This window comes from Microbulbifer maximicatervae (SeqCode) (assembly GCF_052467325.1).
Genome location: NZ_CP174310.1, coordinates 3,295,230 through 3,321,150, shown reverse-complemented (window position 1 = coordinate 3,321,150; position 25,921 = coordinate 3,295,230). Strand labels below are relative to the sequence as shown.

Genomic DNA, 25,921 nt, shown 5'->3' with positions numbered 1-25,921 from the left:
TTTAATGGGGCATACCAGAATCAATAGTAGTATTTGACAGTTGATAAAATACGCTAATAGGTACTGGGGTTTTATTTGTGCTACTGCCCCTCATTTCATGCGTATTTTGCAGCTACTCCGTCAGTTAAGTGGATAACATCGGGAAGTGAGGAATAATAATGAACAGAATATTTGTTTTACCGCTCATTGGCTTGGCGTTATTAGTCGGCGCCTGTGCACAGAACCCCAGTAAGGTGGGAGAGTCAAAGCTGGCAGTGCAGGAGGATAGCCAAGGTTTGGTTCCCAGATCCAGCTCGTTGGATGAAGTTGCTGCGGCCTTTGCTTTTGATATGAGCGGCTCCAAAGTGTTTATTGCCCCTGTGCAAATTGGCTACACCAAGCGCTTTTCTTCGGTGCCGCGCACCCGCTACAGAGAGAAAGATTACGAGCTGGATGATAGGGACCTACAGCAGATGAATGCACTGTTGGTCAAAACGTTTGCCGAGAAGTTTCTCGAACCCCGTAACAGCGTGATAGCAGAGGAGCAGGAAGAGGCAGATTATACATTGTCCTTATCCCTGGAGAAATTTTCGGTAGCTGCGCCACTGGACCCCTCTCCCTGGACCTGGCGCGTCTACACCGAGCAGAGTGCCTATGGTGTACTGGTTGGAACTCTTTATGATCGAGAGGGCAATGCAGTGATGCGCTTCCGGGATCGCCGCGATATCGGTGAGAACTTTGGTGCCTATGGCCCGGGTGGACGCTTGGAGCGCTTTACCAGTGTTACTTTCTGGTCTGATATGCGTGTAGATATGGGGCGGGCCTTTGCCAGTTTGAATCGCACATTGCTGTGATTCCCACACGGTTTGAGGCTTCTGGTTACATAGCGCCCCCGATTGACGATATGGGCGCTATAATCACCGCCTATGCAAACTAATGATCTTCAGGGAAGGCCGGTGCTGATATATCTGCACGGCTTCCTTTCATCACCACAGTCCTTCAAATGCCAGTTGATGCGGGAACGGCTCCAGGCCCAATACCCGCATGTTACCTTCTGTGCACCGCAGATTCCTCCCTATACAGAGGAGGCGCAGAAATCTTTGGTGGCTCTTGTGGAGGATCTCCTTCGGCAGTCCGATAGGGGGCCCATTGGACTGGTAGGGAGTTCTATGGGGGGCTTTTGGTGCACTTACCTTGGTGAGCGCTTCCGATTGCCCGCTGTACTGATAAATCCTGCAGTGCGCCCCGCGCGCTTTATTCCAGCCTATGTGGGGAAGGTTTTAAAACCCTATAGCGGTGAAGAAGAGGAATTCCGTCTTACCCAGGTTGATGTAGATGCCATGCAGCGGGTACAGGCTGAATTGGAGAAGCCATTACAGAGTCGCTACTGGTTACTCGCCCAGCGCGGGGATGAAGTTCTGGATTATCGCGATGCGCAGGATTTCTACCAAGGGCAACGCCAGACCATTGAAGACGGTGGCGATCATAGTTTTCAGGAGTTCGCACGCTATTGCGACCCTATCACCGAATTTCTATTTAACGAGCAGTAATCAATAAGAATTATGGCTAATTATTCCGCCGAAGATATTGAGGTACTCACGGGACTAGATCCGGTGCGTAAGCGCCCCGGGATGTATACCGATACCGCACGCCCAAATCACCTGGCTCAGGAGGTAATCGACAACAGTGTCGACGAAGCCCTGGCCGGACATGCCAAGAAAATTGAAGTGGTGTTACACAAGGACCACTCGCTTTCTGTCAGCGACAACGGCCGCGGTATGCCTGTCGATATCCACCCTGAGCAGGGACGGCCTGGTGTAGAGGTTATCCTCTCCACTCTGCACGCCGGCGGTAAGTTTTCCAATGATAATTACCAATTCTCCGGCGGCCTTCACGGCGTCGGTGTTTCGGTGGTTAATGCCCTCTCAAAAGTGCTGGAGGTTACTATCCAGCGAGATGGCAAGGTTCATCGCATTGGCTTTAAGGATGGTGAAAAGGCCTCCGACCTGGAAGTAGTAGGTGAGTGCGGCAAGCGCACAACAGGCACCAGTGTTCGCTTCTTACCAGATCCCCAATATTTTGATTCCGCTAAATTTTCAGTGGTGCGCCTACGACACCTTCTGCGTGCCAAGGCGGTTCTCTGCCCGGGTCTCACGGTTACGTTTATCAATGAGCAGGATGGCGAGTCCGATGAGTGGTATTACGAAGATGGCCTAAAGGACTATTTGGCCGCTGCAAATCAGGGCTGGGAAGTACTGCCAGCAGAACCATTTGTAGGCAGTTTTGCAGCTACTACTGAGGCGGCAGACTGGGCGGTCCAATGGTTACCAGAGGGCGGAGAGGTCACCGCTGAGTCCTACGTAAACTTGATTCCCACCGCTCAGGGCGGTACCCATGTCAACGGTTTGCGGGCTGGCCTGCTGGAAGCAATGCGCGAATACTGTGAAATTCGCAATCTGCTACCGCGCGGAATTAAATTGGGACCAGAAGATATTTGGAGCCAGTGTTCTTACGTTCTCTCTGCCAAGCTGGCTGACCCTCAATTCTCTGGCCAGACAAAAGAAAGGCTTTCCTCCCGTGAAGCGACTGCATTTATTTCCGGTGTCGCCAAAGATGCATTCAGCTTGTGGCTGAACCAGCATACGGAAGAGGGCGATAAACTGGCGGAACTGTGTATTGGCAACGCACAGAAGCGCATGCGCTCCGCGAAAAAAGTTGCACGTAAAAAAGTTACTCAGGGACCGGCCTTGCCTGGCAAACTGGCAGACTGCTCCAGTGGCGATACCACGCGCTCCGAACTCTTTCTGGTGGAGGGTGATTCGGCCGGTGGCTCCGCCAAGCAGGCGCGAGATCGGGAGTTCCAGGCTATCATGCCTCTGCGCGGTAAAATCCTGAATACCTGGGAAGTTGACTCAGGGGAAATTCTCGCTAGCCAGGAGGTACATGATATTGCTGTAGCCCTCGGTGTGGACCCGGGCAGCGATAACCTGGAAGGCTTGCGTTACAACAAGATCTGTATCCTCGCCGATGCCGACTCAGACGGACTGCATATTGCTACGCTGTTATGCGCGCTTTTCTTACGTCATTTCCGGCCGTTGGTCACTAACGGTCATGTCTATGTGGCCATGCCCCCACTGTTCCGAATTGATATCGGTAAAGACGTTTATTATGCGCTGGATGAATCTGAGAAACAGGGCATTCTCGATCGTATCAGTGCAGAAAAGAAAAAGGGCAAGATTCAGGTAACCCGATTTAAGGGATTGGGAGAAATGAATCCTATGCAATTGCGTGAGACTACGATGGATCCCAATACCCGACGTCTCGTACAGCTTTATATAGATTCAGGAGATGACAGTAATCAACTACTAGATATGCTCCTGGCTAAAAAGCGTGCTGGAGACCGCAAGCAGTGGCTGGAAAGTAAAGGGAATCTGGCTGAAGTGGGTTAAGCCCTTAGCTTTCTAACATAGATATTGGTGTTGCCTTAGTGTACTAAGGCAACAGATCAATGCATATGATTAATATGGAGCGCTCTTCCTTTTGAGGGGCTCTATCTCTCTTTCAGAAGTTGTATCAGTTATTCAACTTAATGGATGCCATTTCAGCTGGATATTATTTAATTCCTTTAGTTTAAATTTCTTGTTTTAGAATTATACTTATTTAAAACAGGCAGCTTCATTGATGCGAAAATATATAGCCTTAGCATCTATGTGATATTTTCGATAAAAAAGAAGTGCACAAATCAATCCATTCTATTTGGTTTTACTATTTTGTCCTTTTCTAATTACCTATAGTCTAAATATTTTTAAAAGATGAAATAAGCACCATGTGACAAGTGCCTATATAATGTCTTGACAGTGAGACTAGCAGTTTCGGGTATTTTCAAAGTCTAAAGCGACAGCATCAAAAGTTATATAATTAATGCCTGCTTGACGAGATTAAGTTTTGAGTATGCTGTGGGATACATTAAGTGCCGTTGGTGAGCTTGTTGGTGCCTTTGCGGTTGTCGCATCTTTAGTCTATCTTGCCGCTTTAATAAGAGTTCAGAATAAAGAATCGAAGATCGCTTCTATGCATGAAATATCCATTGCTCATCGAGAAGCTGTGGCAGCAATTTGTGACGGACCAATGGCAGACATCTTTGCGAAGGCGATGAAGGATTTTGATTCTTTGTCGAGTGCCGATACTTTAAGGATCATTGGTTTTGTATATCGTTTTTTTAAGATCTGGGAAGAAGCTTATTTCCAATACAAGGCAAACAGGTTGGATTTTACTATTTGGGACTCAATGACTCGTCAATATACAGCATACTTATCAATGGCACCTTTTAAAAGGATATGGGAGTTGCGCTCTGAATATGTGGCTCCCGAATTCCGTGATTATGTTAATTCAAGGAAGCCAGTAGAGTTGGTTTTGCCAAATTCAATTAGAAATATGGGTGATTCCAAAGGTTAATCTTAAATCATGCCTTAATAGGGAGTTGATATATCTAGCTGTTGTAATAGGAATGGTCATATTAAATTTAGCTACTGGTAGTATCACTCTCAACAAAATCAATAATAACCTAATTGTGAAAGAGGTATTTTTCTTCCTGAGTACCAGTGGGAGTTTGTATGACCGAAAGTCAACCCAAAATATATAATGAAAATTGTGAGGTCATGGGATTTGATAAATCCTGGATGAAACCGTGGATTCGAAAAATACGTGCAGAGCGAGCTAGAAGAGTAGTTGAGTATCTAATAGCTTGAGTTCCAAATAAGTATTGGAATGCTCATAGATTTTTTGTCATAAGAAATGACTAATACACCTTTTTAAGCTGCTTTCATGCGTAAAAGGTATGAGATGCGATAAAAATAGTGCTCTATTATTTAAGCGGCTAGAAATCCATATTTCTTCTTTTTGATGCACGAAAATTTTTAAGCTGTCATCTCCTCATCGATTTATTTTGTGCAATCATGTGGGGTATCTGGCTTTAAATTTCTAAAAATATATCCGTATTTTTGTTTGCTAAGAAATTTTGAGTCACATTTCTTTATGAACATGTACCCTCAAGTTCGGACAGATGTCTAGCCATTTAAGACTTTTAGTTGGATCTGTAGTTCTAATTCAGGGAGTAAAAATATTTTTTTTAAAAAAAGTTCACTCTGTCATTTGAATCTTGTAGGCTGCTTAAAAGTAGCAGAATATTTAGATGGCAGTTTCATTATGAGTGACTTATAAAGTCTTGGCTGCAATGTGAAGAGTGATAGTTTATAGGTTAAATTAACAAGTTATGTTTATAGGTATTGCTATTGATTTTGTATTGGTCGGTTGCTCCATTTGGTGTGCAGGATAATTGGTGCAAACCCAACAATAAAAGATAAATAGTATAGACATTGATGAGAATTTTCCACTTTGTTTGGCAGTTATTACTGCCGGATGCTGAACAAAGGTATAAGTAATAATGTCTGCTCGTCTGAGTGTTTGCTTTATATGTTTTTTATGCTGGTTATTTCGGCGTTAAAATTCATGTAAGCTATTGTGAGTTCAAGAAGTGAAATTCTAAATCTTAATTGGCAAATTAATAGTGCAGTCTGAGCCCTTAATCCTGCAAGGCTCTAAAAGAGAATAAAGCCTTTATCTATAAAAGAGGCTATTTATTTGCGAATATATGCGAAATTTATTCTAATTTTACTTCTCGCATTAGTTCTTGTTGGAGATATTTTATTGCTAAGGCGATGCGAGAGTAGTCTGTATTGTCTGTATTTATAATGAAAATTATATCTACTCCAGCACCAAGAATAAGAGAGTTTTGAAAAATGACACGATGACCTATAAGGAAAACATACGGTGAGATTTAATATTAACTTGGCAATTTTGATGTTCAGTGCATATCTTTCAGGTTGTAGTGGGTCTTCGAGCGGGGGAGATGATCCAGACACAGGTGGCGAGCTTGCAGCTGCTGCGATGGCGGTCCATTATGAGAAACCTAAAACGCTAACCTTTCGCTGGAGCGATGTTTCTGGGGCAACTTATTATCAGTTATTTGAAAATGCTGATGGGCACTCTGGGTTTGAACCTATTGGAAATCCCATTGCGCCAAAAGAAGAGCGCATTGAATTAGTGGTGCCTTTATTCAAAAAGCTTAATGCCCAATACTTATTGCAAACCTGCGATGATCAGAGATGTATCGATTCTGATGCAGTAGCGATTGATCAGGATGTGATAGGTAGTATCGGTTATTTTAAACCCAGTAATACGGATGCTGACGATCAGTTTGGTTGGAATCTAGCAATTAGCGATGATGGCAACCTGCTTGCAGTAGGTGCTCCTCGCGAAGATAGCGGTGGTGACCAAGAGGATAACCTGACACCTGATTCAGGTGCAGTTTATATTTTTAGTCGGGAAGATGGCGAATGGACACAGCAAGCCTATCTTAAGTCTCCAGATCCTCAAGAAGCTGCAGAGTTTGGAACTGCATTGAGCCTTAGCGATGATGGTTATACGCTTGCAGTAGGGGCATTCAAGGAGAATGGGGAAAATGATAATTTTTCTGCGGGCGCTGTTCATATTTTTTCCCGAAGTAATGAAGGTTGGGTCCATAGCGCCCGACTTCAAGCGGACAATCAAGGAAATAATGACCTATTTGGTTATGCCCTTAGCCTTAGTGGGAATGGTTCTACTTTAGCAGTAACCGCACCCAGTGAAGATGGTGGTCTTGATGGCGATTCTATTGAAGATTCTGGAGCGGTATATGTGTTCCTTAATGAGGAGGGAAGTTGGTCACAGTATGCCTATATTAAGGCTGCTGATAGTTCTGAGGGGTTAGGTTTTGGTTCTTCGATAAGCCTTGATGATGCCGGGGCTTCATTCGCAGTTGGGGCTTATGCTGACAATACAGAGGCAGGTTCCGTTTATCTATACCAGTTGGATGGTGAATCCTGGGTAGAAGATAGCAAGATATCGGCTAGTAATCCTGTCGCTGGTGATTGGTTTGGATTTGCGCTCAATTTAAGTGGTAATGGGCAAACTCTAGCAGTTGGCGCCCCATTACAAAGTGGATCTAACAGTGGCGCTGTCTACATTTTTTCTCGAAAAGAAAACGCTTGGGAGCAAACTGCCTATTTGAAAGCTTCCAATCCTCATGTATCGGCTTACTTTGGAGAGGCGGTAAACCTGAGTGATGATGGCAGTTTTATAGCCGTGGGAGCATGGGGAGAGAAAAGCTATAGCCAAGGATTGTTCGGAGATAGTACAGACGAATCTTCAAATAAAGCAGGAGCAGTTTATACCTATATATTTAATGGCGTAGACTGGTCTAGTGAGGCTTATATTAAGGCGAGCAACACAGACTCGGGAGACAAATTTGGTGGCTCTGTTGCGCTAAGTGGAGATGGAGCTAGTTTAGCAGTAGGGGCGAACGGTGAAGGAAGTGCCGATAGTGGTTTGCTCGCAAGCCCTGAGAACAATGAAGCTTATTCTGCAGGAGCGGTTTATATTTATTGATTGGGCTGTATAATTTGTATTTACGTATAAAGTTAGTTGTTTGAGTTTAAATGGTATTGTTATCATTAATATAGACCGAACGGAATACGTACAATGTAAATTTTAGAGATCTTTATTCTAAGTATAGATTTTAGGCTGCTCAGGTAAATCAAAAGATTTTCCTAGAGCAGCAATATATCTAGAGTTTTAGCTAAAGCTTAGCTGAATAGTGAAAGAAAAGGATATCTTTAATATTTATAACTCTCTTTAAGTCTGAGCTTGTAATCAAGCTCAGCTAGTGAAATGTGAGTTTGGTTCTAAATTTTAATCTCATACTTATATTTAGTTCAATTCTTTAATGCATAAGTATTTGTTCGCTTTTTCTTGAGTAGATGGCGCGAAGTACTTTTTTGCTAATCTGAGGCAGTCCTTCTATCGATATTGGGGAGGCAGCAAAATGTGTGGGCTGCTAGCTGTATTTTCAAATACCGTTGTATACAACCGGGAACAGATTTATCGAGCATTACAGACTCTTTCCCATCGAGGGCCTGATGGTGAAGGGTTCTGGTCATCAGGAGATGGACGGGCCTGGCTGGCTCATAAGCGCCTCAGTATTATTGACTTGGAAGGTGGTCAGCAGCCACTATTGAGTGATGATGGAGAGGTAGCCTGCATTGTTAATGGTGAATTTTATAATTATTTAGAGATAAAAGATGATTTGATAAGGCGGAACTATCGTTTTCTTACACAATCGGATAGTGAAATACTTATCGGCCTATATCAAGAGTTTGGTGTTTATTGCCTGGAATATCTACGAGGAGAATTTTCTTTCGTACTTTACGATAAAAGAAAAAACTTAATATTTTCTGCTCGAGATAGGTTTGGAATAAAACCTCTATTTTATTGTTGGGTAGATGGATGCTTGTGTTTTGCATCAGAAGTTAAGGCCTTCAAAGCGCTTGGCTTGCCGATAGATTGGAATCCACATACTTTTTGGCAAGAAATTAGCTTCTTGCATGCTCCAGCTTCTAGTTTGTTTAAAAATATTCATGAGCTTCCTCCTGGTCATTATGGTTTGGCCTATTTGGATGATCTACAATTTTCGACTCATATTTATTGGAATTTACACTTCCCCACTATTGCGGAACAAGGAAGTAATGTTTTCGATGAGAAAGAGGTTATTAGTGAGGTGCGCAAGCGCTTCTCTGAATCGATTAAGTTAAGGCTCAAAGCTGATGTACCTGTTGCCTGCTATTTGAGTGGTGGCATAGATGCCTCTTCCGTGCTTGGTATAGCGCAAGGTATGGTGGATAAGCCGATCGATGCATTCACCTTATCTTTTGATCATCCGGCCTATGATGAGTCCTCTAACGCAAAATCCATGACTGATTACTTGGGAAGTAATTATCACCCTGTTGAAATTGATAGTGACACACTGATCAGTTGCTTTGAGGATACTGCTTATACCGGCGAAAAAATGTTCTTTAACGGTAACGCTATCACTAAATATGTTCTAAGCCGAGTTGTTCGAGAGCACGGTTATAAAGTGGTTCTTACTGGGGATGGAGCAGATGAAGTATTTGCTGGTTACGGTTGGTTCAGGCAAGATTTTATCGAATATTATTTAGATACAATTCCAAAAAAAGAAAAGCAAGCTATCTTGCAGAAATTGCAGTCTGGTGATCCTGTTTCCGAAGGCGTTTTTATGGCCTCTACAAGACTGCATCAGTCACAGGTGGTGAAGTCAGCCCTTGGCTTCTTTCCAAACTGGATGCAGAGCTTTATGGATATGGGCAAAAAGATATTCCCATTGTTTTGTGAGGATTATGCCAAGTATATACAGCACTTACAGCCTGCAGAAACCCTGTTGGAACACTTGGGAGGTGCCTTTTCGGTTAAGAACAGGTCTATTTTATCAAAAAGTCTATATACCTTTACCAAGTCTATGCTGCCCCACTATGTTCTTACAATGATGGGGGATAGAACAGAAATGGCTCACTCTATCGAAGGGCGCCAACCGTTTCTGGATCATCACCTGGTTGAGTATGTCTCAGTATTGCCGGATAAATACAAGATTCGCGGGTTAACGGAGAAATATATACTCAGAGAAGCCATGAAACCTGTGTTAACAGAGCAAGTATACAAGAAGCAAAAACAGCCTCTTTGGACTCCGCCACTTACGGATAAGAAAAACAGGAAACTTTATGAATATATGAAGGATATTGTTCATAGCCGTGCTACTTTGGATATGCCGTTTTTGGACCATAAGAAGGCAATTAGATTTTTTGAGAAGAGTGATAGCTTATTGAAAGCCGATCAGAATGTTGTTGATGCTGTAAAATACCTTATCGTGAGTGGCATTTTGTTGCACAAGCGATTGGTTATGTCTTAGGATTTAATTTTCTACTTTTGATGGTTTTGATGGTTTACTCCAGATATTAAAATAAAAGGTAAAATAACCATTCTTTAGCAGGAGCTGCAGTGCAGGAGTTTCTCAAAATTGAGCCCGAATAAAATACTTCTATCCGGGCGTTTTGGTATTCTAGTTTCTCCCAGCAATTACCCCGCCATCAGCGTCCCAAATGGCTCCAGTTACCCAACTTGCTTTGTCGCTTAAAAGAAAGTCTACGACATCAGCGATGTCCTTGGGGGTACCAACTCTGCCAATAGGGTGAAAGCTATCGAAGGAGGCAAGTACTTGGTCTATTTCCCCTGGATCGATAAAGGATTCATAAATAGGCGTCTTAACCACCGCAGGGGATACTGCATTAACCCGAATATTGTGATCGGCCAGCTCCATCGCCATATGTTGGGTGAGCGAATGTAAACCGGCTTTGGCCATTGAATAGGCAGAGGAGGGTGTCGCCTTTACCGATTGCTTGGCCCACATGGAGCCAATATTCACTATACTCCCTCCGCCGTTGTCTACCATGTTTCTTGTTACGGCCTGGCTAATAAAGAAGGTGGCACGGTTGAGGTCGAGATAAGTGTCGTAGTCTTCCCGGGTATGTTCAAGAAATGCAGTAGGATTAAAATATCCAGCGGCGTTTACCAGGTATTTAAAATGATGATTGCTGGATTTTATATATTCGATAATATTGCTGATATCAGCCTGTTGATAGAGGTCTGCCTGAAGTGCTTCTGCAGAGCCCATCTGAGTTAATTCGTTGTGGGCTCTTTCAAGTTTGTTGAGATTATTGCCAATAATAACTGTGTGAATTCCCTGTTTCACCAGCAGGTTTGCAATGGCGAGTCCTATACCACTGGAACCACCAACGATTAAGGCAACTTCTTTTTGTTCAGTAGAATCTGGTCTTTTAGTGGAGTCACTCATATTATTTCCTCACTGAGATATGCTCATTACGTGAGTGGAGTTTAGAAAAGAACCGGATAGGTTGAAAAGTAAGCACAAAATGGTGTACTAGTTACTTTTTGGTAAGTATTGATGAAATCAGAGAAAAATATGCTCACGCGAAAGCGCCCGTCCAAGAGAAGTGCCAGAATGGTTGAGACTATCTATGGCTGTAAATGGTCCCTTACTGTCTATCAGCTTCTGGCTAGAGGGGTAAATCGACCGGGGGAAATGGTTCGCAGCGTTGAGGGTTTGACTACCAAAGTCCTGAATGAATGTTTACGTAGAAATATGGAGTTCGGGATACTGGAGCGGATCAGCTATGCAGAGATTCCTCCCCGTGTGGAATATAACGTTACAGAATTTGGACAGAAATTCCTGAGAATTCTGGACGACTTGGAAAAGCTACAAGAAGAAATTGACGGCTCAGATTTATCTGAAAGTAAATAACTTTATCCCACCAATACCTTCGAGTTACACTAAGTGTCTAAATGATACTTGTCGCTCCCTATGAATGAAAAAGACTATATAGCTCGTTATGAGAAGCTTAACTTTGACGCTCCTTTAGTTACTGTGGATGCCGTTCTATTTACCTATCACGAAGGCTTTCTCAAGGTGTTATTGGTTAAGCGCTCTGCTCACCCAGAGAAAGGGAAGTGGGCTTTGCCAGGTGGGTTTGTCTCTGAAACCGAAGATAATAGTCTGGAGGCGACAGCTAACCGAAAGCTAAAAGAAAAGACATCAGTTATACCGCCCTATTTAGAGCAGCTTTATACTTTTGGAGGCCCCAGCAGGGATAAACGGGGGTGGTCGGTAACGGTTGCCTATACTGCCTTGATTGCCCACCAATGCTGTGCAAGTGCAATCAATACTGTGTCAAGTGTGGACTGGTTGCCTTACTCTCAGATATCTCAATTATCTCTGGCTTTTGATCATCAGGAAATTATTCGTCGTGCCCATGAGCGTTTGGTTCAAAAAGCGCTCTATACGATTGTGCCTGCATTTGCATTACCGGAAACTTTTACCTTGCCAGAGTTGCAGCAAGTACATGAGGCAATAATTGGGAAACCAATACAGAAAAAATCATTTCGCAGGCGAATTGAGCAGGCAAATCTGTTAGTAGATACTGGTGAAAAACGTTCAGAAAAAGGCCGGCCTGCAGCGCTCTACCGTTTGAGTGAAAGCTCCGCTGATCATAAATTTATAAGAAATTTAGAGCTTTAACTGAAAAATAGTTTAGATTCTTAAGATAAAAAATTATTAACTAATTTTTTATCTAGCTCAATCAAGTATTGGTATCCATAAGTACTATTTTCCAGGCCAGAGAGTAAACTGAAAGGAAGTTCCGAATCGTACTCTCTGGTAAGTGCTGCAAGCCCGCAGGCAATTGCGGCGACACTATCAGTATCACCACCAAAATCTATACAGGTCTTCAATAGTCCAAGGAAGTCTCGATTACTTTGTAGTGCTGTATTTACCGCAGCCAAGGTTTCTAAGGCATCACAGTTGACCTTGCCAGACCAGCTTCCTATTAATTTTAGATTGAGCTTTTTCTCAATAAGCTTGGGCAACTCAATTAGAGCTGATTTTTGGTAGATTAATAGATGTGCCATTAGGGCAACTGCTTGAGCAGATAAGATCCCCTCTTCGGTATTGTGCGTAACGCTAGCTTGGCATTTAGCCACTGTTAGTAGTTGATCAATATCGGGAATGAGCCCAAGGGGTACTGAGCGCATTGCAGCTCCGTTACGTTTGCTGTGAGGCCTTATCTTGCGAGTTAAATCCTTTCCAGTTTCACAGCTATCGAGAAGGCCTTGAAAGCCTGATGCATATCCAAGGCGAGGATCACGCTTATAAGTGTGGATAAAAGCTTGTGCAAAGTCCGACTCTTGGGGATTCGAATTCTCAAGAAGGAGCTCAGCAATAGCCAAGCTCATCTGAGTATCGTCGGTATAATAACCGGGTTTGATGCCAAGGGGATGAGAGATATACCCGTTAGCATGATTGTTATTGTTAATAATCTCACGGCTACAAAACTCAAATCCGGCTCCGTAGGCATCTCCAACTGCAATTTCGAATAACATCAAAGCCCCCTAAAAGATTACCGATTAGTTAATATTAACTGGCAACAGCCAATATATCTCTACCCTCAACAATAACTGCCCGTTTCCGAATAGTTTCCAGGTCTTGTTCTATAAGTAATTTCCCGTTGCGGTAGACGGTTTCCAGCAGATTATTACGGCTACCAATATCTTGCTCACGAATAGTGTAGGGCGTTCCGTCGGTACGATTTATTAATGCCAAGCGCCCTCTCTTGGAGCGCTTGCCGCTATCGGTGGCGGGGTCTTTGTAAACATCCCGCCATAGGCCATCGACTCGAACCGCACTGGCTTTCATGGCGAACCTCATGGTATCCCGGTTAACTTTTTGTAAAAGCTCACCTCCCATACCGAAGCTAATATTTTCAGCGCTCTGTTTTCTGGCCTTCATTGCGCTGAGGATGCCCTCAATGGTGTGTAGAGAAATCCCGTCACCCTGGATCACCCGAATAAAGTCAGGAAGTACTCGGAAACCTTTACTATTAATGGTCGCTCCGAATATTCTCATCAAGCGCTCAATAGTCTGAGTGACTATATCAACGGGATCGCCGCTATCCGGGCGAATTACCAGGGTGCCGCCATTATTTTCTACCCTCTCTTTTAATTCACCGCCCCAGATATTCTCGATAGCACTCCAAAGATCGTAGCTGTCACTCACTACGGCGACCAGACGATTGTCACCGCTGAATTGCGTCAGCATATTTTCATAGGCTTTGGCTTCCTGCTCGGGTCCCCAACTGGTCATGGTGCTGTGCTCTGCAGCGGGTATTGAAAATCCGGCCATTGGGGCTGCGTAGTAGCGGCGGCCGGCGAGTACGGCGGCAATGGTGTCTGTGCCTTGGAAATTTACCAGGTGGGCCAAGCCCCCAATTGCAGCTGTCTCTTCGCTGCTAGCACCGCGTGCGCCAAAGTCATGTAGCTTGAAGGGCAGTGAGTCGAGACCCTCAGCAGTTTCCAGTAAATATCGTTGAATGACCTTTTTGGCTTCCCGGCTTTGGGTGGCAACTGTGGTGGGGTACCAAATTGCGCGCAGCAGGGCGGTTTCGATATAGCTGGTTAGCCAGAAGCACTGAGGGTCTGTATTGACTATTTGGGCTAAGACATTCCTAGTCGGGATAACGCTGCCCTCGGGAACTGCTTGAATCTCAATGGGCAGGTAACCCTGATGCTCTTGGAGAATGTATTCCCATCCCTCGCGATTAAATGGCAGGCCATGGCCCAGACAGAGCTCCTCTGCCTCTTCGATGTGCTCTGCGTTGATCGGCGTAGTCAGGTACTGCTTGATAAATGCCTGTAGGCCAAAGAAAACAGCCTCTTTGAACTGGCCACCCCGGCTCTCGATATAGCTGCTGACATACTGGGTTCCCTCTGGGTACTGAAGGTAGTGGCTGGTTTTATAGCTGTCGACATTCAGGATTGGGTTGTACTGGTTCATCGCGGAAATCCTCCGTGAGTAGTTGTTAGCACCGGTCTTTCCAGTGCGGGCCTTGCCAATTATTGTCTAAAGGACACTAATAGGGCTAATGGTGTCTTTTAGATACTAAGCTGTCAAGTGTCAGCGTGTCTTTTTGGGGTATTGGTGGAGGTAATGCGAGCTGTTGAATGTGCAAGAGGTGGCAATTGGCCACCTCCTACCAGCTTTAGGCACCGCCAATCAGGGATTGAATGATGTAATAGTGGTCTTCAAATAGCTGCTGAGGGTCCAGATCAGCGAGGGGAACCCAGCGGGCATGGCGAGCGTCGTCACCGCCCTTTACCTTAGGCAGCTGTTGGCTGGGAGCCAGTTCTATGTAATAGGCGTGTGTGATAGTCCTTCCTCGGGCCGAGCGATAGGGTTCATCGAATACATCCTGCCGGCGTATAGATCCTTTCAACACTGGTGTCGGGACTTTAAGGCGTGTTTCCTCTCGCAATTCTCGCAGGCAAGCATCGATCAGTCGCTCACCGGGGTCGACAAAACCACCGGGCAGCGCCCATAAACCCCGCCCGGGAAAAGCTCGTCGCTCTATCAGCAGGATATGGCCAGATTGGACCACTACAGCATCGACAGTAACGTGAGTTGGCGGATAGGGAGCGGTGGCCCAGGAGGATCTGTAGCGCTGGATAAATGCCATTTCTTCGCGCATTTCGCCGTAGGCTGGATTGGTCTCCACAAACTCTCTTAAAGCGCCAATAGTGCCCTCTGGCAATTGCATTTCCTGACCGAGTGAATTCAACAAGCTATCGGCGCTGTCGGTAAATAGTGCCTCCCTAAAGGGGGTTGCACTGATTTCGTTGTGATTCTCCACCCCAAGGGATTCCCACTGGGGGAAGAGGTTGAGGTAAAAACCGCTCTGGTCTTTCTGGTGCCCGATTAATGCAATTTGGGGTGGCTTGTGGGGAATGCTGTGATGAGCAGTCACTATGCCGTTAACTGAGTTTTGTACATTGCGTACCCACAGTTCATCATTGTAAGGCACATCCATTAAAGGTAGGCAGGTCAGGCGCTTGTTGTCACTCTCGCTTAAGCTTTTCCTGATAAATTGTTCCCGCTCGCGATGAGTCCAGGGGTTGCGAGGATTGCGGGGCTGGTTGGCGGAGCCAATCAGGATAATCAGGTGCTGGGCCTGAGCTAATCCGCACTGGACTACTTTTAGATGTCCGGAATGGAATGGCTGGAATCGACCGATAAAAACGGCAAAATCGTAGTGCTGGGCCATAGCAGCAAGCTCCTTGCTGTGAATAAACCCCGGTCTCTCCAGGGCTTGAATAATGGGTCTTGAAATATTATGTGTCTAATAGACACTAATGGCAAGTGGGCTTAAATTCAATTTTTAGTGGTTTATCGAAGAGGTGGGGTTATATTTCAGTGTCCGAGCCGATTTACTTTTTTTGAGTGTATGAGTAGAACTGATGTGCCGCTGGTTGTTGTTCATTTCCTTATTGAGTTTGGAAGCCTTTGCGCAGGAAATAGAGCCATTTACTACTGATGGTTGTAGCGCATTTCCCGATGGAACTTTTGATCAACAGGAGTTGTGGCTCGACTGCTGTATTGCCCATGATTATGCCTACTGGAAAGGGGGCACATACGAAGAACGCGAGCAGGCGGATAAAGATCTGGAGGTCTGTGTAACTGGAACCGGGGAAGAAGAAGTTGCACTAATGATGTTACTGGGAGTTCGGGTTGGCGGTACGCCTTTTTTACCCACCCCATTTCGCTGGGGGTATGGCTGGCCCTATTTGCGTGGCTACAAGGCTTTGTCACCGGTGGAATTACAGGCAATAAAACAATCAGAGGGTGAACTTTGACGGTAATCAGGAAAAGATAGTCACAGAGACAAATTGTTCGCGTTTATTTGAGGTACTTTATTCAATGGGACTAACAGCTAAAGCCTGTAAATAAATATCTGCAAAACCCTCCTTGAGCCACTGCATCAAATTGCGCACCCGTAATAATTGGTGGCGTAGGGGCGGGCATACCATCGAGAGCTCGGTAGACTCAGACCAGCCGGGCAGAATTTCAACCAGGCGTCCACTGGCAATATCTGCCTGGACATAGATATCTGCTAGCCGGGTTATTCCAAGTCCCTCAATTGCAGCGCGATGCATTACCCTTCCGCTAATCAATTTAGTGCTGTTTTCAACTTGCACAACCTGTTGATTCTTACCTCGTGTTAGCAGCCATTGATCCACACTGCCGGAAATTAGCGGTACAGATGCTAAGTCAGCAGGTTTTTCTATAGGTCCATATTCTTGAAGGAACTTTGGGCTGGCTACGTATCGGGTTTTGATAGTGTGAAGTTTACGCACGATTAGAGAGGAGTCCGGCAAACTGCCCATACGAATAACCAAATCGTACTGGTCTTGAATCAAATCTACTCGGGTGCTGGAAAAGTCCAGATGAACTCTAACTCCTGGATTGGCCTGCTGAAACTTGATCACCAGCGGAGCAATTAAGCTCTCTCCGATAACGCCACCGACAGCGTTGATGCGGATGTTTCCCTCCAGTCCTCCCTTTGATTCACTGGCCCACTCGGCGGCTGAATCCAACTGCTGCATCGCTTGTTTGCAACGCAAATAGTAACCCTCACCAATCTCGGTAAGACGCAGTTGTCTTGTCGTGCGGTAGAGAAGCTGTATATCCAGGGTTGTTTCCAGCTCTGTGACCAGTTGGCTCAAATTGGCCTTGGAAAAGCCGCTGTCCCGCGCTGCAGCGGTGAAGCTTCCGGCATCGGCCACCTGAATAAATGCACGAATAGCGCGCCATGAGATATTGTTCATAAAAACCAAACAATGTTTTCCGATTGGTTGGGCTAATCATATTAGTCGGAATTCCTATACTGGGTCTACTTAAACAAAACTATCCGCCGGGATAACTCATTGAAGGAGAGAGAGCCCATGTCCAAACCACTCGTTGTTATTACTGGAGCCAGTTCAGGTATTGGTGCTGCCATTGCCCAACATATGTCTGCTGCCGGGCATCCTTTATTATTGTTGGCAAGGCGTGTGGATAAACTGGAAGCTTTAAATCTGCCAAATACCCTTTGCAGGAAAGTGGATGTGACTGATATGGCAGCCTTGCGCGGGGCAATTCGTGAGGCTGAGACTCAGTTCGGTCCGGTTGACTGTCTGATTAACAATGCCGGCAAAATGTTACTGGGCAATATTGAAACCCAGAACCCCGATGAGTGGCGGCAAATGTTCGATGTGAATGTATTGGCCTTGCTTAACGGTATGCAGGCAGTTTTGGAAGATATGAAAACTCGCCATTCCGGGACCATTATCAATATCAGTTCTATTGCTGGAGTAAAAACATTTATCAATCATGCTGCGTACTGTGGTACCAAATATGCTGTCTCTGCTATTGGTGAAACCGTGCGCGAGGAAGTGGCGCCTACCGGGGTACGTGTAATGACCATATGTCCCGGCGCGGTGGAAACTGAGCTGCTAAGCCACACTACCTCAGCAGAAATTATTGAGGCCTATCAACAATGGAAAGAATCTATTGGTGGCGCAATTAATGCAGAGGATATTGCTCGCACAGCACTGTTCATGTACTCCCAGCCCCAGCATGTGAATATTCGAGAGGTTCAAATTGCAGCAACAGGGCAGGGACAGTAATTCTGATTTTGTACCGCCCAAGCACTAATCGTTTTTCCAAGTAATATTTCTTTTGTTAACATCGCCAGCTTAAGCCAGCTAATCGGAGTGGCTTAGGCTGGAAGGGATAGTAAAAGACATGGAGATACCAGTGCGAAGAACGATTTTAATTGCCGGCCTGATTTTATGTTCCTCTGCGTTTGCACAGCAAAATACAGATGAGCAAGAGAGTGGCGTTGCGGAAGCGGCAAAATCAGTGATGTCTAACATCGTCAGCTTTGGTAAAAACCTGATGGATGGCGCCAGTGAAGGTGTGGTTGATGGGCGTAAATCAGGGCAGAGTACTGATGGTGCTGTTCTTATTAATACGTTGGAAGATCTCAATAAGTATCTGGAAACCGATGTTATCGCAGTGACCGCCCATGCAGAGAGTGGTTGCTGTGTTGAAGTTGGTTTTAAAAATCAAAATGACTTCCCCGTGAGGTTAATCGACCTGGATAGCTCCGAGGCAGTGATCCTTATTGACCAGGATGGCTATGCAACCAACTTGTTTAGGGGCAAAGGAAACCCTGAAGAACTCACGATCCCCAGTAATGCTGGACGCAAACAAAAATTCTACTTTGCTATAGAGTGGGATCAAGTGCGTGAAATCCGAATTCTCGGTAAAGTCATGCAACCATAGCCAGTAACTGGTGCTGGAGAGAAGTGGAGCTGCGGCTGGGGTTGTGGATACCCAGCCTGCTACGCGGTTAATCCACTTCTTGAAATAGCTTTTGAATAGATGAGAAGTCCAAATCACTACCTCCCCGCAAATTAAGAATTCCATAGAGATTACGTGCCATTGAGCCGAGAGGCGTATAGCTCTTACTCTGAGTGGCGGCTTCCTGGGCCAATCCCAGGTCCTTACACATAAGTCTTACCATAAAGCCACCGCTATAGTTTTTACTCGCTGGAACTTCGGGCATTACTCCGGGATAGGGATTGTAATTTTGTAGGGACCAGTTGGCTCCTGAACTCTTTAACATAATGTCGGAGAGCACATTGGGGTCGAGTCCATTATCTACCCCCATTTGTAGGGCTTCAGCGGTACCAATCATATGAATAGCCAGCAGCATATTGTTACAAATCTTTGCTGTTTGGCCAGCACCCGCTGTTCCGGCATAGAAAATATTGCTACCCATTGGCTCTAGAACTTCCCGGGCCCTGTCGACATCACCGGCCTCTCCCCCACACATAAAACTTAGAGTTCCTTTGGTAGCACCCGCCACTCCCCCGGAAACAGGGGCTTCAATGGCTTGTAGGCCTTTGATTCTGGCTTCACGAATAAGGCGCTTAGAACTGTTGGAAGAAATAGTGGAGCAGTCGATAATCAAACAGTCGCAAGAAATACTGTCGAGTAGTTTGTCGGTATCAATATACAGGCACTCAACCGCCGCGCTATTAGGAAGCATGCTTACCACAAAATCTGCTTCCTCAACGGACTCTTGGGGAGAGGAACACTTTTTGATACCGCTTTCTACAGCGGCATCCAGTATTTCAGTGACCGGGTCAAACCCTTTAACTTCAAAGCCCGCCTTGACCAGATTGATGGCCATAGGCAGTCCCATATGGCCCAACCCTAAAAATGCGACTGTTTTAGTCATGCTGCTCTCCGGTTAACATTATTTGAGCTGTATGGTTAAGTTGGTGTGCTCTGCATGCTCTATATCACTGTCAAACCAGCGTGCCGTAACAGTTTTGGTTTCGGTGTAAAACCGTACAGCTTGTTTTCCATAAGCGTGTTGGTCACCATAAAAAGACGCTCGCCAGCCGGTAAAGCTGAAGAAAGGTAATGGCACTGGAATAGGCACGTTAATACCGACTTGCCCCACTAGTATTTCGTGTTGGAACTTACGTGCGGCAGCGCCACTAGCCGTAAATATTGAGGTGCCATTGCCATAGGGGCAGTTATTGATTAATTGGATTGCTTCTTCCAGGGAATCGGCATTTACCAGGCAAAGTACGGGACCAAAAATCTCGTCGGTATAGATCGACATGTCCGAGGTAACATCGGCAAATAGGGTGGGACCAACCCAGTTCCCATTGGGAAACCCTTCGACAGTAATTTCAGAGCCATCTAACACACAGCGGGCGCCTTCCTTTTTGCCCTGGGCGATATACCCAAGTACCCTCTCACGAGCAGCGGGTGATATTAGTGGGCCGAAGCCCGCTTGCGTATCCTTCCAATGACCGGGCTTGATAGCTGACATAGCGTCTTTAATGTCGTCTACCCACTGTTGTGTCTCCCCAACAAGTACAGCGACGGAAATCGCCATGCAGCGTTGCCCGGCAGCTCCGATGGATGATCCAACAATATTATTAATAGCCGCAGCCTTATTGGCATCGGGCATCACGACCATATGATTTTTGGCACCGGCAAAAGCTTGAACTCGCTTTAGGTGCTGGGTACCTGTCTGGTAAATATGCCGCCCCACGGGGACTGAACCAACGAATGAAATGGCCTGAATACCGGGATGTGTTAGAAGAAAATCTACCTGTTCGCTGCCGCCATGTACTACCTGTAAAACACCTGCTGGAGCCCCCGCTTCAGCAAATAATTCGGCCAGTTTGCAAGGCGTGACAGGGTCCTGTTCAGAAGGTTTCAGAATAAAAGTATTCCCACAGGCAATCGCCATTGGAAACATCCACAGTGGAATCATTGCGGGGAAATTAAATGGTGTGATCCCCGCACAAACTCCAATAGGTTGTAGATAGGAGTAACAGTCGATGGTGTTGGCAACATTCTCTATGGTTTCACCCATCATTAGTGAGGCGATATTGGCTGCATGTTCAACAACCTCAATACCGCGCCAGACGTCTCCTTTGGCATCCTCAAAAGTTTTACCTGTTTCCTCGCTGAGGATTTCAGCCAGCAGCTCCTGATTTTCTTTCAGAAGTGCCTGGTACCTCAACATAATCCGTGCTCTTGCGGTAACCGGCGTATTTCGCCATTGGTCAAATGTTTCTTTGGCGGAAATTACTGCATTCTCTAGTTCAGTCTGGGTAGACAATGGCGCCTGTGTAAGAACATCGCCGGTAGCGGGGTTGGTTACATCCAGCCACTCAGTACTTTTAGACTGAATCCACTCACCACCAATCAATATTGGTAACTTGGAAGGAATATTCTTATTCATGTTAATTAAAGCGCCGAGAGGAGGGGATTTTATCCAACAGTTTAGGCGTTTTTTCGCGATTAAAGAGGAATATCACGCTGCTTTTATGACTATCCACTTTTACTGAGTAAAAGGTTGATTGACCAAAAAATTAAAATAAATGTATTTGATTATCTTTGTAGAATAGATCGCAAATAATTAATACCCATAAGAAATGAAAAATAATCTTGCACTGTACGGCTAGTATCTTGTGGCTGGCAATTCGGCATTTGGATTAATGCCTAGCTTAAATGTTGTTGTCGTAATGTAACTAGTGAAGAGTAAAAGAGGATTATTCAATGTGTTTTATGATAAAAAGAATACTAATTGTAATCGGATTAATGATATCTCCCATATTTGTTGTTGCTACCACTCTAAGTGACTTAAGTGCACATGAGCCTAGCTCTGACGAAACCTGGGCCGAGCAATGGTTCTATAACATTGCAATTCCCGATGTGGGATATTTCAAAGTTAGTTTACAAACCTATATTGCACCTGACTTTGCAGTTGCCAAGCCTAAAGCCTATATCCATTTAGCTTTTTCTTCAGAGACCGGAGCTACCACGAAGTATGATCTCTTTTTTGATGAAGTGATCTTGAAGCACCCCGAAGGTATTGATGAGTTCTACTATGAAGTACCGGGAGTAGTTGTGGCCGATGAGCAGGGTGTACAGGTCTTACATCCAGATTTCCTGTTTAATATGGAGTGGGCTGGTGAACACCACCATTACTGGCATGGGTTAAACCCCGGTCAAACCCCTTTTGGATTTATTCCTGAGATACCTGGGGTAGGAGGAAAGTGGTTCCTATATACGGTCGGTACGCCAGTCAATTACAGTTATTTTGATGGTTCTATGTCTCTAGCCGGTGCTGGCTATGCGCAATTGGATAAGGGCTGGTATGACAAAGAATCCAGTGCCGGTATGATCTATTCAATGGGGCTAACAGATGACCTCTACTATATGATTACCGGAGCTAAACTGGGTGACTCAGAGATTGAAATGTGGGCGGGGCGATATGTTTCTGAAGAGTATGACCTGATTTTTTTACCGGCTTTTAATGGTTTCTCTGTTAAGCGGGAAGAAGATGCCTGTTCAGGTTATCTACAAGTTGAGCTTAACAAAATTTCATACAAGTTAGTTGTCGAAGCAAAAGCAGACATTGCCAGCTTTTATCCGCTGGAGTTTCCCTCTGTAATTATTTTTGGTGGTGAGCAGAGTTATATGAAATCCATGCAGGCAGATGTCAACTTCTATCTGTATCAATTTGGACAGTTGAAGGAGCAAATTCAAATGCCTCAGGCCTTGCTCGAATTTAGTGGGCCATTGGCGTGTGATGATTTTTTTGACTAAAGAAGAGTGATATAAAAGAAGAACTTATTGGGTTTGCAGGAGTTAAGTTAACTCCTGCAAATATTTTATTGTATCTGATGGAGAGCGTATTGTATCCATGCAAAGAAAATAGGTTTGTGAAATTTGTGTGAGCAATTGCAAAGCTTTGAGATATTTTAGTTGTACATAGTTCTTTATGAAAAAGCTTAAATTCAATGTTTTTGGTAGAGAAGTCTTGATCGAAAGGCAGTCGAATAGCTGGGCCACATTCTATCAGGGCAATGAAGGTAAGCGTCGCAGTGCCGGGATATCAATACCTTCGGAAATTAGTGAGAAAGATTTAGCCCAATACTTGGCAGATATCTGCCATGAATGGGCAAGTGAGCGGTACCCTGCTGTGGAGCTTATAAATACAAAATAAGTATATGGAAATTTGGCGGACGGTGGTGATCCAACTTTTCTTGAGGTCGTATTATAAAAGACCAATAACTGTAAGTAATTTGAGGTCGCCAAGGCTGTATTAGGAAAACGATGTACAGTTAAGTAGAAAATAGGTGAAGCAAGTACCAAGGGCACCTGCTTCATATAGATAAATAAATATAAATATGGACTTAAATTCTTAAATTACTCACTTACTCCAAATTTATTCGGGAAACTTCCTCTTTGTGACTAAAGCCATTAGTCTTAAGATTAGTTTTCAATTCTAGTGTATAGGTGAGCAGGGTATAGTCTTTGGCATCGGCTTTACAGGTAAAGCCCATGGATTTTGCGAAACTGTCCACTCGTCTATTTTGTGCTGACTCAATCGAATAGATTCGTTCAAGCCCCTGATCCTGAGCGCAGTTGATGAGTCGCTTTAACATTAAGCGTCCCAAACCTAACCCCTGCCAGTCATCGCTCACCACAACGGCACACTCACAAGCGCGTCCGTCAACGTCAAGTGCGTAGTGTGCTATAGCAACAGCTCTTTGTGCTCTGTCACTACTGCAGAGTGCAATAAAAGCTTCATGTACATGGTGGTCGTTATCTGTGAGTAACTCCAATAGCTTTTGGCTGGCTTTACAGCTTCCGCCAATAAAGCGATCGCGGCGAGTTTCTGGAGACAACTGTTCAATTAGTTCTTTCTCAAGCTGGCCATCACTGCGACAGATGGGGCGTATTGAGACTTTGCGTCCATTGCCGAGGGTGATCAGCTCAACTTGGTGTTCAGTATTCACACTGTTGTTGGGTGACATAACGGTTCCTATCCTGGCTGCTTTGAGCAGCTTTGTTTTACAAGTTCGCAACGGGATGGGGTACCTCAAAGATAGACGCTCGCGCTGCGAACGTGAAACTATGTTACGGTCCTGAAGACGACCTCCCCAACAACTGCTCTGTATAAACCTATAAATGAAAGGAGTTTGGCTGGGTGAAACTATACAGTCAGCCTTTGTGTGGTATAGTACCGCCGCTGATTTTTCTCAGCTGCGTCATTTGTAGGCCGGTGATCCGCCGGTAGCCCCTCCGGAACTTTTCAAAAATTCTTCCAGGAAATTTCTACTGAATGCCGCGCGCCGGTTATGAGGACTGGCGATTAGACGGCTGTACACGCTGGGAGCAATACAGGCTCCCGATGTCGACTCCGATTTCTCTCTTCATTCCCTCAGGGGAGTGAGTGTGTTTGATTGCGCCTGCGGCGCAGTTCGAGGTTTTTTTATGTTGTTTGAAGATCTGGGCCTTGCCCAGGAGATTGCCCGTGCCGTTGCAGAGCAGGGATACACTGCGCCTACGCCAATCCAGGCACAAGCTATTCCAGCGGTAATGAAGGGCAGCGATATTATGGCCGCAGCCCAAACTGGTACCGGTAAGACGGCTGGCTTCACTTTGCCGCTGTTGCATCGTCTTAGCCAGGGGGAGCGCGCTAGAAAAGGGCAAGTACGCGCACTGGTACTCACTCCAACCCGTGAATTGGCGGCTCAGGTTTTCGATAATGTGCAGGGGTACAGCCAGTACCTGCCTATGCGCCATGCGGTGGTGTTTGGTGGTGTGAAGATCAACCCCCAGATTTCTCGTCTGCGAGGCGGAGCGGATATTTTGGTAGCTACCCCTGGGCGCTTGCTGGATCTGCACAATCAAGGGGCAATTCGCTTCGATCGCTTAGAAGCCCTGGTACTTGATGAAGCAGACCGCATGCTGGATATGGGCTTCATTCACGATATCAAACGAGTATTGAGGATTTTACCGGCTAAGCGTCAGAACCTTCTATTCTCCGCAACTTTTTCACCAGATATTCGTCAGCTGGCGAAAGGCTTGGTAAAAGACCCGCTGGAAATTGATGTCAGTCCACGCAACTCCACTACTAAAACGGTGCGACAGAAACTCCATCCTGTGGATAAGACTCGAAAAACGAAACTGCTTAGTCATTTGATTAGGGTGAATAACTGGCACCAAGCCTTGGTCTTTAGTCGAACTAAACATGGTGCCAACAGGCTGGTGAAGCAGCTCGAAGGTGACGGCATCCTGGCAGCAGCCATTCATGGTAATAAAAGTCAAAATGCACGAACTCGTGCCCTGGCGGACTTTAAGGCTGGCAAGGTTCAGATTCTTGTGGCGACTGATATCGCGGCCCGAGGCATCGACATTGACCAACTGCCCCAGGTAGTAAATTTTGATTTGCCCAATGTGCCTGAGGACTATGTCCACCGTATTGGCCGCACAGGGCGTGCGGGCGCTCAGGGGCAAGCGGTATCCCTTGTTAGCGCTGATGAGATTAAGCAGCTTCGGGATATTGAGCGCTTGATCGGCAAGCCAATTCCGCGTGAGGAAATTGAAGAGTTTGAGCCGGACCACCAGGTGCCCGCCTCCGGTAATCCAAAGCGGGGTGGGTTGCAAAAGCCCGGCTCCAGCAAGCGCCCTGCGAGTAACTCTCAGAAGAGTGAAGGGCGGCGTGAAGCGCGCGGCAATAGCGAGGAACGTCGGGGCAACCGCGGCAATGGACGCGGTAAGCCTGAGGGGCGTGGAAATTCTAGCGGCCGCAGTGGTAACGCCTCTGCGGGTAAAGGGGCCCCAGCTAAGCGCACGGGCGGGAACGGTAAAGGGCGCGGTGCTGAGGCTGGTCGCAGTGATGGACAGAAACCACAACGAGCTCCGAGACGGCGTCCTAGTAGAGGACGTTCGGAAAGCGCTTAGCGTGTTTAATTAAAAGAAATAAAAAAGCGGCTTAGGCCGCTTTTTTATTTCTTAGAAAAAATCTAGGAGGTCCCTTTTAACTTCATCTATTTGCCTGCCTAATTTACTTAAAGAAATACATTTTTTTGTTTTGAAGGTTAATTTCTAAATTTATTTTTCGGTACTAGTGTCTGCTTTTGTGTCTTTTTCTTGATATTTTATTTCATAATTGATCACACTTCATTTTCACATTTTGTGCTAATTTGCTTCCGCTTTTGA

Annotated in this window: 22 protein-coding genes; 14 read left to right on the top strand and 8 right to left on the bottom strand. The window is 45.5% G+C overall.

Translation table 11 applies throughout. The features are described from left to right. Positions 1-158: 158 nt before the first annotated feature. From ACJJIE_RS14755 to asnB, 6 genes are all read left to right on the top strand, one after another. The gene (locus ACJJIE_RS14755) at positions 159-833 is read left to right on the top strand and encodes a hypothetical protein (RefSeq protein ID WP_444892186.1); all 675 of its coding nucleotides are present in this window, start codon (positions 159-161) and stop codon (positions 831-833) included. 102 nt (positions 834-935) lie between these two features. Then, positions 936-1,529: a YqiA/YcfP family alpha/beta fold hydrolase gene (locus ACJJIE_RS14750; protein ID WP_413663541.1), complete on the top strand. Its 594-nt coding sequence runs from the start codon at positions 936-938 to the stop codon at positions 1,527-1,529. 12 nt (positions 1,530-1,541) lie between these two features. Beyond that, positions 1,542-3,428, top strand: coding sequence for a DNA topoisomerase IV subunit B (gene parE, locus ACJJIE_RS14745; RefSeq protein ID WP_282931020.1), 1,887 nt, complete (start codon positions 1,542-1,544; stop codon positions 3,426-3,428). Between the two features lie 502 nt (positions 3,429-3,930). Continuing rightward, positions 3,931-4,434, top strand: coding sequence for a hypothetical protein (locus ACJJIE_RS14740; protein ID WP_444892185.1), 504 nt, complete (start codon positions 3,931-3,933; stop codon positions 4,432-4,434). Between the two features lie 1,374 nt (positions 4,435-5,808). Beyond that, entirely contained in the window at positions 5,809-7,464 is a 1,656-nt protein-coding gene (locus ACJJIE_RS14735) for a hypothetical protein (RefSeq protein ID WP_282931022.1), read from the top strand. 436 nt (positions 7,465-7,900) lie between these two features. After that, complete coding sequence (gene asnB / locus ACJJIE_RS14730; RefSeq protein ID WP_444892184.1) at positions 7,901-9,835, top strand: asparagine synthase (glutamine-hydrolyzing); 1,935 nt, start codon at positions 7,901-7,903, stop codon at positions 9,833-9,835. Between the two features lie 150 nt (positions 9,836-9,985). On the opposite strand, the gene ACJJIE_RS14725 is transcribed toward asnB, so the two are convergent. Further along, positions 9,986-10,777 (bottom strand): SDR family NAD(P)-dependent oxidoreductase, encoded by a 792-nt coding sequence (locus ACJJIE_RS14725; RefSeq protein ID WP_444892183.1) that lies wholly within the window; start codon positions 10,775-10,777, stop codon positions 9,986-9,988. A gap of 111 nt (positions 10,778-10,888) precedes the next feature. On the opposite strand from ACJJIE_RS14725, the gene ACJJIE_RS14720 reads away from it, so the two are divergent. Beyond that, the gene (locus ACJJIE_RS14720; RefSeq protein WP_444892182.1) at positions 10,889-11,245 is read left to right on the top strand and encodes a winged helix-turn-helix transcriptional regulator; all 357 of its coding nucleotides are present in this window, start codon (positions 10,889-10,891) and stop codon (positions 11,243-11,245) included. A 60-nt stretch (positions 11,246-11,305) separates the two neighbouring features. Further along, positions 11,306-12,019 (top strand): NUDIX hydrolase, encoded by a 714-nt coding sequence (locus ACJJIE_RS14715; RefSeq protein ID WP_444892181.1) that lies wholly within the window; start codon positions 11,306-11,308, stop codon positions 12,017-12,019. A gap of 20 nt (positions 12,020-12,039) precedes the next feature. On the opposite strand, the gene ACJJIE_RS14710 is transcribed toward ACJJIE_RS14715, so the two are convergent. From ACJJIE_RS14710 to ACJJIE_RS14700, 3 genes are all read right to left on the bottom strand, one after another. Beyond that, positions 12,040-12,879, bottom strand: a complete 840-nt coding sequence (locus ACJJIE_RS14710; RefSeq protein ID WP_444892180.1) for an ADP-ribosylglycohydrolase family protein — start codon at positions 12,877-12,879, stop codon at positions 12,040-12,042. 34 nt (positions 12,880-12,913) lie between these two features. Next, positions 12,914-14,329, bottom strand: a complete 1,416-nt coding sequence (locus tag ACJJIE_RS14705) for a nicotinate phosphoribosyltransferase (RefSeq protein ID WP_444892179.1) — start codon at positions 14,327-14,329, stop codon at positions 12,914-12,916. 205 nt (positions 14,330-14,534) lie between these two features. Beyond that, entirely contained in the window at positions 14,535-15,617 is a 1,083-nt protein-coding gene (locus tag ACJJIE_RS14700) for a bifunctional nicotinamide-nucleotide adenylyltransferase/Nudix hydroxylase (protein ID WP_444894773.1), read from the bottom strand. A 169-nt stretch (positions 15,618-15,786) separates the two neighbouring features. Here ACJJIE_RS14700 and ACJJIE_RS14695 point away from each other — a divergent pair, with 169 nt between their 5' ends. Then, positions 15,787-16,182, top strand: a complete 396-nt coding sequence (locus ACJJIE_RS14695) for an FAD-binding oxidoreductase (RefSeq protein ID WP_444892178.1) — start codon at positions 15,787-15,789, stop codon at positions 16,180-16,182. Positions 16,183-16,239: 57 nt separating this feature from the next. Here ACJJIE_RS14695 and ACJJIE_RS14690 read toward each other — a convergent pair whose 3' ends face one another. After that, the gene (locus ACJJIE_RS14690) at positions 16,240-17,154 is read right to left on the bottom strand and encodes a LysR family transcriptional regulator (RefSeq protein WP_413663530.1); all 915 of its coding nucleotides are present in this window, start codon (positions 17,152-17,154) and stop codon (positions 16,240-16,242) included. Between the two features lie 117 nt (positions 17,155-17,271). On the opposite strand from ACJJIE_RS14690, the gene ACJJIE_RS14685 reads away from it, so the two are divergent. Both ACJJIE_RS14685 and ACJJIE_RS14680 read left to right on the top strand, forming a co-directional pair. Further along, the gene (locus tag ACJJIE_RS14685; protein WP_444892177.1) at positions 17,272-17,994 is read left to right on the top strand and encodes an SDR family oxidoreductase; all 723 of its coding nucleotides are present in this window, start codon (positions 17,272-17,274) and stop codon (positions 17,992-17,994) included. A gap of 130 nt (positions 17,995-18,124) precedes the next feature. Next, on the top strand, positions 18,125-18,655 hold the full coding sequence (locus ACJJIE_RS14680) for a hypothetical protein (RefSeq protein WP_444892176.1): 531 nt from the start codon (positions 18,125-18,127) through the stop codon (positions 18,653-18,655). 67 nt (positions 18,656-18,722) lie between these two features. On the opposite strand, the gene mmsB is transcribed toward ACJJIE_RS14680, so the two are convergent. After that, positions 18,723-19,616 (bottom strand): 3-hydroxyisobutyrate dehydrogenase, encoded by an 894-nt coding sequence (gene mmsB, locus ACJJIE_RS14675; protein ID WP_444892175.1) that lies wholly within the window; start codon positions 19,614-19,616, stop codon positions 18,723-18,725. 18 nt (positions 19,617-19,634) lie between these two features. Beyond that, entirely contained in the window at positions 19,635-21,146 is a 1,512-nt protein-coding gene (locus ACJJIE_RS14670; protein WP_444892174.1) for a CoA-acylating methylmalonate-semialdehyde dehydrogenase, read from the bottom strand. Positions 21,147-21,472: 326 nt separating this feature from the next. Here ACJJIE_RS14670 and ACJJIE_RS14665 point away from each other — a divergent pair, with 326 nt between their 5' ends. Together ACJJIE_RS14665 and ACJJIE_RS14660 are read left to right on the top strand one after the other, a co-directional pair. Further along, entirely contained in the window at positions 21,473-22,516 is a 1,044-nt protein-coding gene (locus tag ACJJIE_RS14665; protein ID WP_444892173.1) for a hypothetical protein, read from the top strand. A 175-nt stretch (positions 22,517-22,691) separates the two neighbouring features. After that, on the top strand, positions 22,692-22,916 hold the full coding sequence (locus ACJJIE_RS14660) for a DUF7661 family protein (RefSeq protein WP_444892172.1): 225 nt from the start codon (positions 22,692-22,694) through the stop codon (positions 22,914-22,916). Positions 22,917-23,127: 211 nt separating this feature from the next. Here the strand turns inward: ACJJIE_RS14660 and ACJJIE_RS14655 are convergent, their stop codons facing one another. Further along, positions 23,128-23,730 (bottom strand): GNAT family N-acetyltransferase, encoded by a 603-nt coding sequence (locus tag ACJJIE_RS14655; protein WP_444892171.1) that lies wholly within the window; start codon positions 23,728-23,730, stop codon positions 23,128-23,130. A 460-nt stretch (positions 23,731-24,190) separates the two neighbouring features. On the opposite strand from ACJJIE_RS14655, the gene ACJJIE_RS14650 reads away from it, so the two are divergent. Next, positions 24,191-25,663: a DEAD/DEAH box helicase gene (locus ACJJIE_RS14650; protein WP_282934631.1), complete on the top strand. Its 1,473-nt coding sequence runs from the start codon at positions 24,191-24,193 to the stop codon at positions 25,661-25,663. The last annotated feature ends 258 nt before the right edge of the window (positions 25,664-25,921 follow it).

Bases quoted from the DNA above. Each gene is read 5' to 3' on its own strand.
- ACJJIE_RS14755 (WP_444892186.1), top strand. From the start codon at position 159: ATGAACAGAATATTTGTTTTACCGCTCATTGGCTTGGCGTTATTAGTC.
- parE (WP_282931020.1), top strand. From the start codon at position 1,542: ATGGCTAATTATTCCGCCGAAGATATTGAGGTACTCACGGGACTAGAT.
- ACJJIE_RS14740 (WP_444892185.1), top strand. From the start codon at position 3,931: ATGCTGTGGGATACATTAAGTGCCGTTGGTGAGCTTGTTGGTGCCTTT.
- asnB (WP_444892184.1), top strand. From the start codon at position 7,901: ATGTGTGGGCTGCTAGCTGTATTTTCAAATACCGTTGTATACAACCGG.
- ACJJIE_RS14725 (WP_444892183.1), bottom strand. From the start codon at position 10,777: ATGAGTGACTCCACTAAAAGACCAGATTCTACTGAACAAAAAGAAGTT.
- ACJJIE_RS14720 (WP_444892182.1), top strand. From the start codon at position 10,889: ATGAAATCAGAGAAAAATATGCTCACGCGAAAGCGCCCGTCCAAGAGA.
- ACJJIE_RS14715 (WP_444892181.1), top strand. From the start codon at position 11,306: ATGAATGAAAAAGACTATATAGCTCGTTATGAGAAGCTTAACTTTGAC.
- ACJJIE_RS14710 (WP_444892180.1), bottom strand. From the start codon at position 12,879: ATGTTATTCGAAATTGCAGTTGGAGATGCCTACGGAGCCGGATTTGAG.
- ACJJIE_RS14705 (WP_444892179.1), bottom strand. From the start codon at position 14,329: ATGAACCAGTACAACCCAATCCTGAATGTCGACAGCTATAAAACCAGC.
- ACJJIE_RS14695 (WP_444892178.1), top strand. From the start codon at position 15,787: ATGTGCCGCTGGTTGTTGTTCATTTCCTTATTGAGTTTGGAAGCCTTT.
- ACJJIE_RS14690 (WP_413663530.1), bottom strand. From the start codon at position 17,154: ATGAACAATATCTCATGGCGCGCTATTCGTGCATTTATTCAGGTGGCC.
- ACJJIE_RS14685 (WP_444892177.1), top strand. From the start codon at position 17,272: ATGTCCAAACCACTCGTTGTTATTACTGGAGCCAGTTCAGGTATTGGT.
- mmsB (WP_444892175.1), bottom strand. From the start codon at position 19,616: ATGACTAAAACAGTCGCATTTTTAGGGTTGGGCCATATGGGACTGCCT.
- ACJJIE_RS14670 (WP_444892174.1), bottom strand. From the start codon at position 21,146: ATGAATAAGAATATTCCTTCCAAGTTACCAATATTGATTGGTGGTGAG.
- ACJJIE_RS14665 (WP_444892173.1), top strand. From the start codon at position 21,473: ATGATAAAAAGAATACTAATTGTAATCGGATTAATGATATCTCCCATA.
- ACJJIE_RS14660 (WP_444892172.1), top strand. From the start codon at position 22,692: ATGAAAAAGCTTAAATTCAATGTTTTTGGTAGAGAAGTCTTGATCGAA.
- ACJJIE_RS14655 (WP_444892171.1), bottom strand. From the start codon at position 23,730: ATGTCACCCAACAACAGTGTGAATACTGAACACCAAGTTGAGCTGATC.
- ACJJIE_RS14650 (WP_282934631.1), top strand. From the start codon at position 24,191: ATGTTGTTTGAAGATCTGGGCCTTGCCCAGGAGATTGCCCGTGCCGTT.